Source organism: Winogradskyella litorisediminis, assembly GCF_042675765.1.
GTDB lineage: Bacteria > Bacteroidota > Bacteroidia > Flavobacteriales > Flavobacteriaceae > Winogradskyella > Winogradskyella litorisediminis.
The window spans coordinates 1-15458 of record NZ_JBHTJL010000020.1 but is presented as its reverse complement, the minus strand read 5'-3'; the positions used below and the strand labels follow the sequence as shown (position 1 = coordinate 15458).

Sequence of the window (15458 nt, the reverse complement as noted above, 5' to 3'; positions counted from 1 at the left end):
GCTCTAATTGCCGTTAGCAATGGCATTTAACGTTTCGTAAAGTAAATGTGTTGGCAGTCCAACGACGTTATTGTATGAACCTTCAATTTTTGAAATGGCTATTGCGCCAATCCATTCTTGTATGCCATATGCACCAGCTTTATCAAAAGGTTTATAGTTGTTGATGTAGAACCAGATTTCGTCATCATTTAAAGTTTTAAACGTGACTTTGGTTGTCGTATTGGTAATATATTGTTTTTGTATTGTGGTAAAACAAATTGAAGATATAACTTCGTGTGTTGCGTTGCTCATAGATTTCAGCATCTGAAAAGCGTCATTTGCATCTTTTGGTTTGCCTAAAGCTTTATTATTGTGCCAAACAATCGTGTCACTTGTTACTAAAATATCGTTTTCTTTCAAGTCTGAGAGAAATGGTTCTACCTTTAACTTAGCCAAGTAATCTGTGATTTCTTCGCGTTCAAAATGATTTGGATAAATTTCGTCAATTGATTTAATATTAATTTCAAAATCTAAATCTAAATCTTTAAAAAAGGCATGACGTCTTGGTGAACCTGAAGCTAAGATGAGATTAAAATCTTTTAATTTTTCTTTCAGCATTACTTAATAAGTATAAATTGAAATAAGAGTAAAGACAAAATTCCCGTAAGCATTACCAATTTTAAAACATCACTAATAAGTTTGTAATCTTTTTTCTTTTCTGCACCAAAGGTTTTAATTGAAGCATAAATCATTGGTGCTATTATGAGTAAAAGCACATAAATCAAAGCAACGGGTTGCGAATACAAGTTGTTTGATAAATAAAAAATTATGAGCATTAGAGGAATTAGAGATGCAAAAAATACTGTTTTTGTTGCTCTGTTTCGCCCAATTAATATAGGCAAGGTTTGTATGCCCATTTTATAGTCACCATCAATATCTTCAATGTCTTTTACAAGTTCGCGCAACAGATTAATCATAAAAGCAAATATGGCGTAATCTCTAATAAGGTCTAAAAAGAAATATTGCGAAGCAGCATTTTCTAAAGTCAAAACCGGTAATAAATCAAAAATTCCAACCAGCAAAATATGGAGTGCCACTAAAGCTGCTATAACAATATTGCCAACCAACACGTATCGTTTTAAAAAAGTTGAGTACATATAAAGTAGGGCAGAAGCCACTATAAAAATTGGAAAAAGGTTTTGTTTATCAACTGCTCGAGTTAAAAAGAAACCTGCAACAACACCTAAAAAGTTTAGTGCAATAAAAAGGGTAGTAGCGTTTTTTTCTGTAATTCTTTTTCCAATAATTATGCGATTTGGTTTGTTTATTTTATCTGCAATAACATCTTCAATATCATTAATAATATATCCAGCAGCAGCTATGCAAACTGTTGCAAATACAAGTAGAAAAAAACTAAAACCAGACATTGCTGTCGCGAGTCCGTATTGGGTTTTTAAAGGTTCTAATAAAGCGTATTTTAAAAGTAATTGTGCGATTATAATTAGCACGAGGTTTTTCCAACGAATGAGATTGAGAAAGTTAGTCATTCTTTAAAATTTTGGCTAATGTTTTAACGTATTCTTTTTTCCAAATCTTATTATCGTGTCCACCTTCAAATCTCTCAACGTCAATAAATTGATTAAATTCATTAAATTTTTCTTTAAGAAATTCAGCTTCATCTTCAAGAAAAAATGGCTCTTTGCTTCCGTATTTTAAGTACAAATCAGGATAATTTGCAGTTTTATTCCATTTTTTGGATTGCGCATTTCCACCAAAAGTCGAAAAGCATAAATAGGTACCAATCACTTCAGGATAGCTGTTTAGTAAACTCAAACCAAAACCTGCGCCATTTGAGTAACCATAAAAATAACGGTCAGCTTTTTTTAATTTTTGATTGTATTTATCTTCAATCTTATTTATCAATTCGTCCTTAAAATAATGCATATGATTTTGATAACGATTGGCCAAAAGCGGGTTTTTTGTAAGGTCTGAGTAATCGTTTACATATTCAAAGTTTCTAAACATTAAATTTACTGGAGAACCATCTCCAGCTTTCATTATCGTGCTATCGGCTATTTTGGTATTTGAGTGGCTTTCTACAATAATTACGGGCTTAATAATTTCATTAGCGATTAATGAATCTAAAGCAATTTTATAGCTATTACTGTCTGAAATTATTCCGCCATCAGTTTCATAAATTATAGGATACTTTAGATTTTTATCGAAATTTTGCGGTAGATATACGTTGTGCTTTCTGTATTCTGAAAGATTTTCACTATAAATCGAATCAGTAAAAAATTGTGATTCTGTAATGCTTTTTGCTTTTTTTGATTGGCACGAATTGAAGCTAACGCAACCTAATACGATAATAATTATTTTGAATAATTTTTTCATTTATTAATCATATTTCGCATTAAAATTTCCACTCCATTTGCCTTGTACTTTTAAGACTTGCTCAATGACATCACGAGCTGCACCTTTTCCACCATTTTTATGAGAAATATATTTTGAAATGGCTTTAATTTCTGGTACAGCATCTTGTGGGCAACAAGGTAAAGCTACTAATTTCATAACAGGATAATCTGGGATGTCATCTCCCATATAAAGGGTTTGATGGTCTTCTATTTCCTTTTTACTAAAATAATCGTTAAGCTGCTCAATTTTATTATGCGCGCCTAAGTAGACATCTTTTATACCTAAGTGATGTAAACGTTTGCGTACTCCTTCATTAGAACCGCCAGAAATAATACAAACATTGTACCCTAAATCTACCGCCGTTTTTAACGCGTATCCGTCTTTAATATTAAAGGTTCTTAGCATTTCACCTTCTGTAGTTACCGTAACTGTACCGTCGGTTAATACACCATCAACATCAAAAATGAAAGTTGTGATATCGTTTAAATATTCTTTGTAGCTTTTATCGTCCATTTTAGTGTTTTTTTCGTTTAATATCAAAGCGGTATTTGATGCCGTGTGTCTTTTGGATGGATTTGGTGATTAGTTTGTAAATTTCTTTATGCTCTTCATTTTCAATACGCTTTAAGTGTTTTTTCAATGTCTTTTTATCATTTCGTTTTGCAGGTCCTGTTTGTGCCATGTAAGGCGACATATCTTGGACTTTATTAGCCGTTTCGAGAATAAGCGGCTTCAATAAATCAAATTCAATATTTTCAGCATCGCTAATTTCGTGAGCAATACGGTACATTTGGTTAGTAAAGTTATTGATAAATACAGCTGCGACATGAAGCGTTTTGCGTTGCTCCGTGGTAATTTTATAATATTTGCTACCGAGCGCATTTGCCAAATCTTTTAGCATTTGCATTTTAGATTTTTCTTCGGTTTCAATACAAAACGGTACATTTTCAAAATTTACATTAGCATCTTTAGAAAAACTTTGTAGCGGATAAAATACGCCACGTTTATTCTTTTTATCTAAGGCATACATACTCACTGTTCCTGAGGTATGAACTATAAATCGATTATTGAATGGCAGTGTTTTTGAAAATTCTTCTAAAGCATCATCACTAACCGCAAGAATATAAACATCAACCTCTTTGAGCTTTGCCAAATCATCTATGACTTCAGTTTCATTTTTAAATGATTTTATTGCATCGTAACTACGATTATACCATTGTTTTACATCAACAGTATCCGATTTTGAAAACGCTTTGTATAAGTGCGAAGCCACATTGCCAGCACCAAGAATTGCAATACTAATCATGCGGTAAAAATACATAGAAATATAGTGCAAGAAAAATGCGATTCAGTTCAATTTGAAATGTAAAAGCATATATTTTTACACCACTAATAAATTAATACATATGAAATTATTTAAAGAATTTAAAGAGTTTGCAGTTAAAGGAAATATGATGGACATGGCCATTGGTATTATCATTGGTGCTGCGTTTAATAAAGTGGTAGATGTTTTAGCAAAACAGGTGTTGTTACCACCAATTTCATTATTATCTGACGGCGTTAGCCTAGAGAATAAAAAACTAGTTTTGCGAGAAGCTGTTACAAGCGTAGACGGTAATATTTCTGTTGCTGAGGTTGCAATTGCCTATGGCCGATTGTTTGAGGTGTTTTTAGATTTTTTAATAATTGGTTTTACGGTGTTTTTGGTAGTAAAGTTTATGAACCGCTTAAAAGATAGAGCACAAGACACTAAAGATAAGACTGTAAAAACTCCAAAAGATATAGAATTACTTAGCAATTTAAATGAATTAATGGCAGAACAAAATGCATTGTTAAAAGCCCAGAAAAGTTCATAATTTTTGAAAGAAATTTAACAACATTTAGCAGTCTTAGAAGGTTAGAAAAATCGGCTAAAAGGCTTATCTTTGCACGAGCTTAAAATAAGCCATTCGCTATGCAAAAGAAAATCGCTAATATTCTATTTTCCACACGACTTACAGGTATTTTATTTATTGTTTTCGCTGTTGCTATGGCAGCCGGAACTTTATTAGACCGAAACATGGAGACATCTCCAACGCCTTTTACCCGACATTATATTTATAACGCTTGGTGGTTTGAGGCAATTATGGTGTTTTTTCTTATTAATTTTTTTGGAAACATCGGCAGATATCGATTATGGCGAAAGGAAAAGTGGGCGACTTTAATTTTACATCTTTCATGGATATTAATTATAGTAGGAGCTGGTGTGACGAGATATATCGGTTACGAAGGCGCTATGCGAATAGATGAAGGTGCAACTGAAAGCTCAATGCTTTCTCTAAAAACGTATTTAAAGGGTAGAATTGTCGGTGATTTTAAAGTCAATAATCAGTTGGTACAGCGTAATTTTGAAGCTGAGGTTGATTTTTCGGAACGATTAGATAATGATTTTTCAGAAACCTACACTTATGGAGATACACCAGTAACTATTGAGGTTAAAGAATTTATTGCGGGTGCAGAGAAAGCTATAATACCTAATGAAAATGGGGATTCTTATTTAAAAATAGTTGAAGCCGGAAACGGTAAACCTCACAACCACTTTTTAAAAGATGGTGAGATTCAAAATATTCATAATGTGTTATTCACATTAAACAAATTTCAAGAAGGTGCCATAAATATAAGCAACACGGAAGATGGTCTCTTTATTCAATCACCATACGAAGGCGAGTATCTTACCATGGCAACAATGACACAGGGAAAATTAGTTAAAGATAGTCTTCAGCCTTTAGCTTTACGTTCTCGATATATTATTGAGAATATGCAAATTGTTTTTCCTGACCCAGTTGTTAAAGGCGAGTTTTCTATTGCAAAAAAATCTAAAATTTTAAAAAATGATGAAGATGGTGTAATTTTAAATGTTTCAGCAAATGGTGAAACTAAAGAAGTAGGACTTTTGGGTGGTCAAGGTAGCTACAATGGATATGAAGATGTAACAGTTGGAGGTTTGGATATTTCTATTCAATATGGCTCAAAAGTAATAGACCTTCCGTTTTCCATTAAACTGAATGATTTTATTTCTGAAAAATATCCAGGAGCTCCAAATGTGCCAAAATCGTTTGAAAGTAAAGTCACGGTCATTGATGACGAGGTTGAAGATTTTGATTATAGAATTTATATGAATCATGTGTTAGACCATAAAGGTTATCGTTTTTTTCAGTCAGGTTATGAGCCAGATGAGAAAACGACCATCCTTTCTGTAAACCATGATATGTGGGGCACATACCTTACTTATGCAGGATATATATTATTATACATAGGTTTAATGGCAATAATGTTTTCTAAAAACACCAGATTTGATGATTTGCGCAAACAACTAGACCGACTCAAGAAAAAGAAATCTAAATTGTTGACCATATTTATTCTTTGTTTTGGATTAGTAGGTTTTAGTCAAGAGCATTCTGCCAATGATGGTCACGACCACAACCAGGCTCAAAATTTACAACCCACAAAACAGCAATTAGATTCTATATTAAAAGCGAATATCGTCCCAAAGGAGCATGCAGATAAATTTGCAAAAATGGTGATACAAGATGCAAGTGGACGCATGATGCCTATGCATACGTTTGCTTCAGAAGTTTTACGTAAGTTGAGCAAAAAAGATACTTACGAAGGTTTAAGCGCACCACAAATATTATTATCCATGCAAGAAAGTAATAGGCTTTGGTACAACATGCCTATTATTTATTTAACACCACGAAAGGCTGATACAGTTAGGAGTATTATTGGAGTTAATACATCAGAAAAATATGTGAGCTTATTAGATTTTATCAATCCAAATGGTACAAATAAACTTGATCCTTATTTAGAAGAAGCTTTTAGCGCATCAATACCAAATGGCTCTCAGAAAGAGATAAAGATGGCTTATGAGCGTTTAAATTTACTTTCTGGTATCATTGAAGGTCGATATATGAAAATATTTCCAATTCCTGATAATGAAATAAATAAATGGATTTCATCTTTCGAATATAAAAAAGGCGATTATAAAGATGTAATTAATGAAAAAGATTCACTTTATGGAAACTTTGTAAAAAACGGATTTAGTTTTTACTTAATGACTCTTAATAATGCTAAGAAAACTGGAGATTTTTCAAACGCAGAAAAAGTTTTAAACAACTTTAAAGAGACGCAGCAAAAATTTGGTAGCGAAGTAATGCTTTCAGACGAAAAAATTCAAACTGAAATCGCTTACAATAAATACGACATTTTCAAGAAACTTTTTAGTTGGTATATGTATGCAAGTACGTTGCTATTTATCTTTATTATTTGGCAAATTCTAAAATTTAGAAGTAAAGTTTTAGAAGTACTAACAAAAATTTTTATTGGTATTATAATATTTTTATTCGCATTACATACTGGCGGATTAATTACACGTTGGTATTTGTCTGGTCACGCACCATGGAGTGATGCTTATGAGTCCATGATATATGTTGCTTGGGCAACTATGCTGTTTGGTTTATTATTTGGACGAAAAAGTAAATTAACAATAGCCTCTTCTGCATTTGTTGTTTCTATTATCCTTATGATAGCGCATTGGAATTGGATGGATCCAGCTATTGGAAATCTTCAGCCTGTTTTACAAGGTTATTGGTTAATGATTCATGTTTCAGTTATTGTTGCTAGTTATGGACCATTTGCTATAGGTATGATTTTAGGTTTAGTAGCCTTATTATTAATGATTCTAACTAATAAAAATAATAAAGAGCGCATGAAAATAAATGTAAAAGAAATTACCATTATCAACGAGCTTGCCCTAACAGTTGGTTTAGTAATGTTAACAATAGGGAATTTTTTAGGCGGAATGTGGGCAAATGAAAGTTGGGGACGTTATTGGGGTTGGGATCCAAAAGAAACTTGGGCACTGATAAGTATTATGTTTTACGCTTTTGTAATACATATGCGATTAATACCTGGACTTCGTGGTAAATGGTTGTATAATTTACTCTCTGTTTTGACCTTTGGAAGTATATTAATGACTTATTTTGGTGTTAACTTTTACCTTTCGGGGCTTCATGCTTATGCTAGTGGAGATCAAATTATAAGTTTTCAATTTATAGCAATTGCTTTAGCCATTATTGGTGTAATTGCATTTTTTGCTTTCAGAAAATACAAAACGCATTATAAATAAAATTGATTTTTCTGTTTTTTTAGTGTTGAAAAAATCAATTTTTATGTAACTTGTTTATATTAAACCGACCAATAAGAATGAATATTTTTAAAAAGTTAGGAGCAACAAATTTCTTTATGTTAGCTCTATGTGCTGTAATCATTATTGTCGCAGAATACTTGTTTTTAACTGGAGATAGACTCCACGGTATATTTGTAGGTCTTTGGGCTCCAACTTTGCTGGGTGTAGTTATTTTCCTAAAAATAATAAACAATGGAGGCAGATGATATAGTATTTTGGTTTTCTATTGTTGTTTCGGCACTTGTTGTGTTATGGGCTTTTTTTATTATTAGAGCTTACAATAATATTGGTAAGAAAGATTAGTGAAATTTAACGCTAAGTACTTTGTTCCATTTTTTGCTAAAACTTTCCAATGAAACTGACTTTAAGACTAGCAGCAATTTACAACATCATTTGGGGTACTTGGGTGGTATTGTTTCCAAATCAATTTTTTAATCTCGTTGGTATGCAACCATTAAACCATCCGATGGTTTGGCAAGGTATGGGAATGGTTATTGGAGTTTACGGATTAGGATATTGGTGGGCTTCTTATAACCCAATGAAGCATTGGCCTATAGTTGCAGTAGGTTTTTTCGGTAAGATTTTTGGGCCATTAGGTTTTGTTTTCAACTACATTAATGGTGATGTGCCTTTTCAATTTATTTATACGCTTATTACAAACGATTTTATTTGGTGGATTCCTTTCTTTATAATTCTGAAAAAAGTGCACAAAGATTATAAATGGAAATTATCATGATAAAGTTTTTGCGAATTTTACTGATAGTTTTTTATGCTTTTGCAGGAATGTACCATTTCATTAATCCTAAATTTTATTACCCTTTAATACCGGATTACTTACTGTTTCCAAAGCTTATAAATCTTGTTAGTGGATTATTAGAAATAGTTCTTGCCATATGTATTGCCGTCCCAAAAACTCGATTGTTAGCCGCAAAAGGCATAATTATTCTTCTTATTTTATTTATTCCTTCGCATATCTTCTTCATTACAGAAGGAGGTTGTATGTTTAGTTCGTTATGTGTTCCAACTTATATAGCTTGGATTCGTTTATTGGTCATTCATCCAATGCTAATACTTTGGGCATGGTCAATTAGAAAATCAAATGGATTATGAGTATATCAGAATTAAGATTACTTATTGATGCTGGCTTTTTTGTTCTTATCTGGACGGTACAATTGGTAATTTACCCTAGTTTTTCATTTTATACATCTTCTAATTTATTAACTTGGCATAAAAGTTATAGAAAACGCGTTACGGTCATCGTTTTGCCTTTAATGTTTGGTCAGCTAATTGTAGGAGCAATTCATCTTTGGCAGTTGCAAAATTGGTACACAATTTTTTGTTTTTGTACAATAATTATACTTTGGTTACTAACATTCATAATTTTTGTACCCTTGCATCAAAGCATTGATAAAAATAGGCCAATAAATAATGTTTGTAAAAAACTAGTATATTATAATTGGGCGCGTACATTTCTTTGGACGTTACTTTTTGTAAGCTCAATTTTGTATAATTTTATGTGATTTAAAAATATGGATACAAATAAAAAGTTAGGTGTTAATACAATTTGTACGCACGTCGGAGAAGTTAAAGATAAACAATTCAAAGGTGCAGTATCACCAATGTACTTAAGCTCGTCTTATGAATTTTTAGATGTCGATGTAAAGCGTTATCCGCGTTACTTTAATACACCAAATCAAGAATTTTTATCAAAAAAAATTGCTGCCTTAGAAGGTATGGAAGCTGCTATGATATTTGGTTCTGGTATGGCAGCAATCAGCCATATGTTTTTGGCTTTTTTACAAAAGGGTGACCATTTGGTTGTTCAAAATACTTTATACGGCGGCACTGTAAATTTTATAAAGGAGGAATTTCCTAAATATGGAATAGAATATACATTTACTAGCGGTTACAAAGCAAAAGATTTTGAAGCCGCTATACAAGAAAATACAAAGCTTATTCATATTGAAACACCATCAAATCCTTTGCTTACAATCACAGACATAAGAGATGTCACAGAATTAGCAAAATCTAAAGATATACTAACTTCTATTGATAACACATTTGCATCGCCAATAAATCAAAATCCTAAGGAATTTGGTATCGATTTAGTTATGCATTCAGCTACCAAATATTTTGGTGGTCATAGTGATATTTGTGCTGGAGCGGTAGCAGGTTCTGAAATTAATATTCAGCGTATTTGGGAAGTTTCTAAAAATCTTGGCGGAAGCTTAAGTGACATGACCGTTTGGATGTTAGAACGAAGCATGAAAACCTTAGGACTTAGAGTTAAAGCTCAAACAAAAAATGCTTTTAAACTTGCAAAATGGTTAAACAAGCATAATAATGTCTCTAAAGTTTATTATCCAGGTTTAAAATCTCATCCAGAACATAAATTGGCTACAACGCAAATGAAAGGATTTGGAGCAATGCTATCGTTTGAACTAAAGCCAGAATTAGATTCACATAAATTTCAGAAAGCATTAAAATTAATAAAATCTTCTATGAGTTTAGCTGGCGTTGAGAGCACAATGATATCTCCTCATTTAACATCACATGCTTTATTAACTCCACAAGAACGAGAAGCTGTAGGTATTAGTGATCAGCTTATCCGTTTTTCAGTGGGTATTGAAGATGTAGCAGACCTTAAGGAAGATATAGAACAGGCAATGAATGATATAATTTAAAAGAAATGAAATTAGATATTTTAGCTTTTGGAGCACATCCAGATGATGTAGAATTAGGCTGTGGTGCAACAATTGCCAAGGAAGTTTCAAATGGTAAAAAAGTAGGCATTATAGATTTAACGCGTGGTGAATTGGGCACAAGAGGTACTGCCAAAATTCGAGATAAAGAAGCATCTGATGCTGCTAAAATTTTAGGCATAAGCGTTAGAGAGAATTTATCTTTTGCAGACGGTTTTTTTGTAAACGATAGAGCGCACCAACTTCAAATTATAAAAATACTTCGTAAATACCAACCAGAAATTGTATTGTGTAATGCTATAGATGATAGGCATATTGATCACGGAAGAGGAAGTAAATTAGTAAGTGACGCTTGCTTTTTAAGTGGACTTATAAAGATTGAAACTACCTTAGATAATAAAAAACAAGAGAAGTGGCGCCCAAGTGTGGTATATCATTACATACAGTGGAAAGATATTGTACCAGATTTTGTTGTTGATGTTTCTGGTTTTATGGATAAAAAAATGAATTCTGTAAAAGCCTATAAAACGCAGTTTTACGACCCAAAAACCAACGAACCAGAAACTCCAATAACGAGTAAAAACTTTATAGATAGTATTACATATAGGGCTTCAAATCTCGGGAGATTAATAGGTACAGATTATGCCGAAGGTTTTACAACAGAACGTTATGCTGCGGTCAATAGTCTTTATGATTTAAAATAAGTAGATACAAAAAAAGCCTTTCATTTCTGAAAGGCTTTTTATTTTTGGGTGGAAGATGGGGCTCGAACCCACGACTTCTGGTACCACAAACCAGCGCTCTAACCAACTGAGCTACAACCACCATTTTAATTAGGACTGCAAATGTAATTATAAACTATATTTTAGCAAACCTTTTTTTGTAAATATTTTAAAAAAAATAAGTCCTTCAAAAAATTGAAGGACTTTATAATAAAAGAATTATAAAATATCTTATTATTTTTCAATTGGTTTATCCACTACAGGTCTATTTTCGCGATTTGCTAGTTCCCACGCCGTATGAAATACTAAACGTGTTCTGTTTTCTAATAAATCATATTCAATCTTATCTGGCGTGTCAGACGGTCTGTGATAGTCATCATGAGTTCCATTAAAATAAAATATCACAGGGACATTATTTTTAGCAAAGTTATAGTGATCTGACCTATAGTAATAACGGTTTTTGTCATTTTCGTCATTAAATGTATAATCTAATTCTACATTGGTATATTTTTTATTTACGTCTTCCGATAAGTTATGCAATTCGGTACTTAATTTATCACTACCAATGAGATAAACATAGTTTCTGTCACCTTCTTTACGTTTTGGGTCAATGCGACCAATCATATCTATATTTAAATCTGCAACCGTATTTTTGAGCGGAAAAATAGGATCTATATCTGTATAATATCTTGAACCCAGAAGTCCCTTTTCTTCACCTGTAACATGTAAAAATAGAATAGATCGCTTTGGTTGATATCCGTCTTTTATTGCTTTTTGGAAAGCTTCGGCTATCTCTAAAATTGCAACTGTTCCAGAGCCATCATCATCAGCACCATTATACACTTCTCCATCTTTGATACCTTCATGGTCTAAATGAGCCGAAATGACTAAAATCTCGTCAGGTTTTTCTGTACCTTTTATAAAAGCAACAACATTTTCGGACATTACTTCTTCTGCTTTTCTTTCAGCACTAATAGTAATTTTTGGATTTGATGAATTTTCTATTGCTTTAGATACACTTTCGTTTACCATAATAAAAGCAAATTCATCATTAGCGCTTTTAAGAGACAAACGCCCTGAAGAACCAGATTCTGCTTGTCTTTGGTAGAATGGAGCATATCTTGTAAATAGTCCGCCATCAAAATAAATTAAGGTCTTTGCACCATTGTCTATTGCAGCGTTTCTTTTAGATGACAAAGACTGTCTTCCATTTGTCCATTTTGTGTCTTCTGTTGTTCCGGAGGTTACGTAATTTCCATTAACATCTTTTGGTTCTCCAGCTTTTGCAAAAACAATCTTTCCTTTTACGTTTTTATCTTTATAATCTGAGTAATTTTCAGAATCAATACCATAACCTACGTTAACTATCTCTGATGCTTTTACATCTAAACTTTTACTTAGGGATAAGACGATGTGGTCTTTAAAAGCTTCAAATGCTTGACCATCTACAGAAATTTGAGCTGATGATACAGAAGGTTTTTCTAATGGTACTTCTTGAAAGTAATCATCACCATTATAAGGTGATCCGATTCCTAAAGCTAGATATTGATTTTTTAAGTATTCAACAGCCATTTTCTGGCCTTTTTCACCTGTATTTCTACCTTCAAATTCATCTGAAGCATATTTGTATAAATGCTTTTTTAAATCTTCTTGTGTTATTGTAGCAGCGTAGTCCTCTGGATTTGCTTTAGGTTTTTTAGCTACAGAAGTTTCAGTTTTAGTACCACCACAAGCGGTTAATATTACAGCTAAGCTTAGCGTTAGGATATTTTTTTTCATTATTATTTAAGATTTAAAGAATTGAAGTAAAGATTACTTCGATAAAAAGTTTCATAAATTTAATTAATTAATAGCAGTGTCAAATTGATAGGTTAACGTTTAACATTATTTAACATCAAAGTACTTCTTTAGAGGGTGCATTTTCTGCATTTGCAATATACCACGCCGTAGCAAAAATGAGTTGAGTGCGTTTTTTTAAAATTTCAAAATTTATTTTTTCTACAGTATCACTTGCTTTATGGTAATCTTCATGTTCTCCGTTAAAGAAAAAGACAACAGGAATATTTTTAAGTGCAAAGTTATAATGGTCAGAGCGGTTGTAGTATCTATTTGGGTCGTCTTTATCATTGTATTTGTAGTCAAGATTTAAATGTGTAAATGTCTCGTTGGCTTCTCTAACAATAAAATCTAATTCTGTACTAATTCTGTCAGATCCAATTACGTATACGTAGTTAGGATTGTTTTCATGTCGCTTGTCTACACGACCAATCATGTCGGTATTTAAATTTGCAACTGTATTTTCTAGTGGGAATACTGGATTTGCGGTATAAAAGTTTGACCCAATTAGGCCTAATTCTTCAGCAGTTGCATGTAAAAAAACGATACTTCTTTTTGGGTTTATTCCTTGTTTTTTAGCCAATAAAAAAGCTTCGGCAATCTCTAAAATTGCGGATGTGCCAGAACCATTATCATCTGCACCATTGTGTATTTCTCCATTTTCTATTCCTAGGTGGTCTGAGTGCGCTGAAACAATTAAATACTCATTTGGTAAGTCTGAACCTTTTATATAGGCAATAACATTTTGAGTAGAATTTATACTTTCGGGTAATTCTGAAGAAGGAATGTTTTGAAAATAATTTGGATGAGCACTAGGCGCATTAATATTATAAGTTTTATAGAAATCTTTTAAATAGTTACAAAGCTGATTATGTCCATTTTCTCCAGCTTTTCGACCTTCGTATTTGTCTGATGCAATTTCAAACAAATGTTTTTTTAAATCTTTTTCAGAGATAGTGTTTAGATATGTTTCAATTTCTATTTTATTGTCGTAGTTAACCGATTCTTTTAAATCTTTAACTCTTTCACTATGTCTTTTATTGGAGCAGGTACCTACTAATAGTAGGAGCGAAGCAACTAAAATTCTCATTTATCTATATTTTCAGCTCAAAAATAAGACAAAATTTGCATTAACTATCTATATCAATGCCTTCTAGTTCTTTGATGGCTTCTTCCTTAGAAGAATCTTCTAACTTATCTAATTGTTCTACATCTCCAATTTCGGCTTCAATAAAAATGGATTTATATATCGTAAATGACAACGCGATTATTGATAGTAAAAAAATGTATTGAATAGCTTTAGTTTTAACTTCCTTTTTTCTGTACAGATAGATTAAAAGAAAACCTAAAACAAGCCCAGTAATTACAGGAAAAACTGAAAGTTTAAACAATGGCGTAACTGCTAATACAACAGCAGTTATCGCTGAAATAAAGCCTAATATGATAAGAATTTTTTTCATGATTTTAGTTTTTTAGACCTGTTGCAGATTGAATTTTTAACTCTCCGTTACCAACAGGAATTTTAAACTTAGCTAAAACAGGAACTTTATTAGCATCTGCAGTTAGCCATATAATATTTGAATTTGACCCTTTTAATACGTCAGCACTTCCACCTCTAGCTCCAATTGCAATTTTATAACATTCTTTTCTTCCAATTTTACTTGAAATAGTTTCTTTTCCTAAATACTTAAAAGTTACCGTAGCGACTTCATTATCAAATAAAATCTTGAAACTTGAGGCATCTCCAACATTGGCTTTATCGATATCTAAATTTCGTAGCATATACAGCGTAGATACAATATCTTTAACAGAAGAGTCCATATTTAATGTTTTATTTACTTCCCAAATACTGCCATCTCCACGCCTCTTTTTCATAAGACTTTCGACTTTACCAGCTTTCCGTTGAAATTTATATTGCATAAACTTGTAAAAGCCACCTTCATTGATATCTCGTTTGTATAGATATGGATTAAGACTATTAGGGCTAACGTAGCTTTCATACAAATCTCTTATTTTAAAAAAACTATCAAAATTACTATATGTTGCAGCAGTACATTTAAGTCTCATCAAAGTACTTGTTGAAGTTTGTACTTTACTTGTTTCCATAGTTACTTGAGCAATGTCTGTCAATAGGCCAGACATATTATATGAGGCTGTAAAAACAAGTTTTTCTCCAAAATCAATGGTTTTATTTTGGCTAAATACTATAGAGAAAAAAAGAGATAGTGTTATAAAGAGTTTAAATTTCATCTGTAAATTTTTATTTGTTAAAAATTAAAAAACATTAATTATGCCGAAATTACAATAGACAGACAAAAGTCTGATATTTTTATTATATTTTCTACTCAAAATAAATAATAAAAAAAGCTTGGGTAAAGTAAAAAAGGATTTTATATTTGCATCCGCATTTAGGGAATACCTGATGAGACACTTTGGAGAAATGGCAGAGTGGTCGAATGCACCAGTCTTGAAAACTGGCGAGGGTCACACCTCCGGGGGTTCGAATCCCTCTTTCTCCGCAAAAGCCCTTATAATCATCTGATTGTAAGGGCTTTATTTTTAAATGGTGCAACATAAGGG

Annotated in this window: 15 protein-coding genes and 2 tRNA genes; 7 read left to right on the top strand and 10 right to left on the bottom strand. The window is 32.2% G+C overall.

The genetic code is table 11. The features are described 5' to 3' along the window. Positions 1 to 3: 3 nt before the first annotated feature. The 5 genes from ACFQ1Q_RS13885 to ACFQ1Q_RS13865 are packed head-to-tail and all read right to left on the bottom strand — an operon-like array spanning position 4 to position 3700. Entirely contained in the window at positions 4 to 597 is a 594-nt protein-coding gene (locus ACFQ1Q_RS13885) for a Maf-like protein (protein WP_386132761.1), read from the bottom strand. Next, entirely contained in the window at positions 597 to 1526 is a 930-nt protein-coding gene (locus tag ACFQ1Q_RS13880) for a geranylgeranylglycerol-phosphate geranylgeranyltransferase (RefSeq protein ID WP_386132759.1), read from the bottom strand. Before ACFQ1Q_RS13880 ends, ACFQ1Q_RS13885 begins: the two co-directional genes overlap by 1 nt. Further along, positions 1519 to 2373, bottom strand: a complete 855-nt coding sequence (locus ACFQ1Q_RS13875) for an alpha/beta hydrolase (protein WP_386132756.1) — start codon at positions 2371 to 2373, stop codon at positions 1519 to 1521. The genes ACFQ1Q_RS13880 and ACFQ1Q_RS13875 overlap by 8 nt, the downstream gene beginning before the upstream one ends. 3 nt (positions 2374 to 2376) lie before the next feature. Then, positions 2377 to 2907, bottom strand: coding sequence for a KdsC family phosphatase (locus tag ACFQ1Q_RS13870; RefSeq protein ID WP_386132754.1), 531 nt, complete (start codon positions 2905 to 2907; stop codon positions 2377 to 2379). 1 nt (position 2908) lies between these two features. Beyond that, positions 2909 to 3700: a Rossmann-like and DUF2520 domain-containing protein gene (locus ACFQ1Q_RS13865; RefSeq protein ID WP_386132753.1), complete on the bottom strand. Its 792-nt coding sequence runs from the start codon at positions 3698 to 3700 to the stop codon at positions 2909 to 2911. A gap of 100 nt (positions 3701 to 3800) precedes the next feature. On the opposite strand from ACFQ1Q_RS13865, the gene mscL reads away from it, so the two are divergent. The 6 genes from mscL to bshB1 all read left to right on the top strand — a co-directional run bounded on the left by mscL (position 3801) and on the right by bshB1 (position 11024). Continuing rightward, the gene (gene mscL / locus ACFQ1Q_RS13860) at positions 3801 to 4250 is read left to right on the top strand and encodes a large conductance mechanosensitive channel protein MscL (RefSeq protein WP_386132750.1); all 450 of its coding nucleotides are present in this window, start codon (positions 3801 to 3803) and stop codon (positions 4248 to 4250) included. Between the two features lie 98 nt (positions 4251 to 4348). Further along, positions 4349 to 7558 (top strand): cytochrome c biogenesis protein CcsA, encoded by a 3210-nt coding sequence (ccsA, locus tag ACFQ1Q_RS13855; protein WP_386132748.1) that lies wholly within the window; start codon positions 4349 to 4351, stop codon positions 7556 to 7558. 412 nt (positions 7559 to 7970) lie between these two features. Continuing rightward, entirely contained in the window at positions 7971 to 8354 is a 384-nt protein-coding gene (locus tag ACFQ1Q_RS13850; protein WP_386132745.1) for an alkyl hydroperoxide reductase, read from the top strand. Further along, positions 8339 to 8728, top strand: a complete 390-nt coding sequence (locus tag ACFQ1Q_RS13845) for a DoxX family protein (RefSeq protein ID WP_386132742.1) — start codon at positions 8339 to 8341, stop codon at positions 8726 to 8728. The genes ACFQ1Q_RS13850 and ACFQ1Q_RS13845 overlap by 16 nt, the downstream gene beginning before the upstream one ends. A 419-nt stretch (positions 8729 to 9147) precedes the next feature. Further along, on the top strand, positions 9148 to 10302 hold the full coding sequence (locus ACFQ1Q_RS13840; protein ID WP_386132740.1) for a trans-sulfuration enzyme family protein: 1155 nt from the start codon (positions 9148 to 9150) through the stop codon (positions 10300 to 10302). Positions 10303 to 10307: 5 nt separating this feature from the next. Continuing rightward, a complete protein-coding gene (gene bshB1, locus ACFQ1Q_RS13835) occupies positions 10308 to 11024 on the top strand; it encodes a bacillithiol biosynthesis deacetylase BshB1 (RefSeq protein ID WP_386132737.1) in 717 nt (238 codons plus the stop codon). A gap of 46 nt (positions 11025 to 11070) precedes the next feature. On the opposite strand, the gene ACFQ1Q_RS13830 is transcribed toward bshB1, so the two are convergent. The 5 genes from ACFQ1Q_RS13830 to ACFQ1Q_RS13810 all read right to left on the bottom strand — a co-directional run bounded on the left by ACFQ1Q_RS13830 (position 11071) and on the right by ACFQ1Q_RS13810 (position 15128). Next, a tRNA-His gene (locus tag ACFQ1Q_RS13830) sits at positions 11071 to 11146 on the bottom strand. 130 nt (positions 11147 to 11276) lie between these two features. Next, positions 11277 to 12821: a M28 family peptidase gene (locus tag ACFQ1Q_RS13825; RefSeq protein ID WP_386132734.1), complete on the bottom strand. Its 1545-nt coding sequence runs from the start codon at positions 12819 to 12821 to the stop codon at positions 11277 to 11279. A gap of 115 nt (positions 12822 to 12936) precedes the next feature. Continuing rightward, entirely contained in the window at positions 12937 to 13968 is a 1032-nt protein-coding gene (locus ACFQ1Q_RS13820) for a M28 family metallopeptidase (RefSeq protein ID WP_386132732.1), read from the bottom strand. 40 nt (positions 13969 to 14008) lie between these two features. Further along, complete coding sequence (locus ACFQ1Q_RS13815; RefSeq protein WP_386132729.1) at positions 14009 to 14338, bottom strand: FUSC family protein; 330 nt, start codon at positions 14336 to 14338, stop codon at positions 14009 to 14011. A 4-nt stretch (positions 14339 to 14342) separates the two neighbouring features. Beyond that, positions 14343 to 15128: a DUF3108 domain-containing protein gene (locus ACFQ1Q_RS13810; RefSeq protein ID WP_386132726.1), complete on the bottom strand. Its 786-nt coding sequence runs from the start codon at positions 15126 to 15128 to the stop codon at positions 14343 to 14345. A 184-nt stretch (positions 15129 to 15312) separates the two neighbouring features. Here ACFQ1Q_RS13810 and ACFQ1Q_RS13805 point away from each other — a divergent pair. After that, a tRNA-Ser gene (locus tag ACFQ1Q_RS13805) sits at positions 15313 to 15397 on the top strand. Positions 15398 to 15458: the final 61 nt, after the last annotated feature.

Coding starts and splice junctions, on each gene's coding strand:
- ACFQ1Q_RS13840 (WP_386132740.1), top strand. CDS start 9,148: ATGGATACAAATAAAAAGTTAGGTGTTAATACAATTTGTACGCACGTC.
- ACFQ1Q_RS13880 (WP_386132759.1), bottom strand. CDS start 1,526: ATGACTAACTTTCTCAATCTCATTCGTTGGAAAAACCTCGTGCTAATT.
- ACFQ1Q_RS13850 (WP_386132745.1), top strand. CDS start 7,971: ATGAAACTGACTTTAAGACTAGCAGCAATTTACAACATCATTTGGGGT.
- ccsA (WP_386132748.1), top strand. CDS start 4,349: ATGCAAAAGAAAATCGCTAATATTCTATTTTCCACACGACTTACAGGT.
- ACFQ1Q_RS13825 (WP_386132734.1), bottom strand. CDS start 12,821: ATGAAAAAAAATATCCTAACGCTAAGCTTAGCTGTAATATTAACCGCT.
- ACFQ1Q_RS13810 (WP_386132726.1), bottom strand. CDS start 15,128: ATGAAATTTAAACTCTTTATAACACTATCTCTTTTTTTCTCTATAGTA.
- ACFQ1Q_RS13885 (WP_386132761.1), bottom strand. CDS start 597: ATGCTGAAAGAAAAATTAAAAGATTTTAATCTCATCTTAGCTTCAGGT.
- ACFQ1Q_RS13845 (WP_386132742.1), top strand. CDS start 8,339: ATGGAAATTATCATGATAAAGTTTTTGCGAATTTTACTGATAGTTTTT.
- mscL (WP_386132750.1), top strand. CDS start 3,801: ATGAAATTATTTAAAGAATTTAAAGAGTTTGCAGTTAAAGGAAATATG.
- ACFQ1Q_RS13870 (WP_386132754.1), bottom strand. CDS start 2,907: ATGGACGATAAAAGCTACAAAGAATATTTAAACGATATCACAACTTTC.
- ACFQ1Q_RS13875 (WP_386132756.1), bottom strand. CDS start 2,373: ATGAAAAAATTATTCAAAATAATTATTATCGTATTAGGTTGCGTTAGC.
- ACFQ1Q_RS13820 (WP_386132732.1), bottom strand. CDS start 13,968: ATGAGAATTTTAGTTGCTTCGCTCCTACTATTAGTAGGTACCTGCTCC.
- bshB1 (WP_386132737.1), top strand. CDS start 10,308: ATGAAATTAGATATTTTAGCTTTTGGAGCACATCCAGATGATGTAGAA.
- ACFQ1Q_RS13815 (WP_386132729.1), bottom strand. CDS start 14,338: ATGAAAAAAATTCTTATCATATTAGGCTTTATTTCAGCGATAACTGCT.
- ACFQ1Q_RS13865 (WP_386132753.1), bottom strand. CDS start 3,700: ATGATTAGTATTGCAATTCTTGGTGCTGGCAATGTGGCTTCGCACTTA.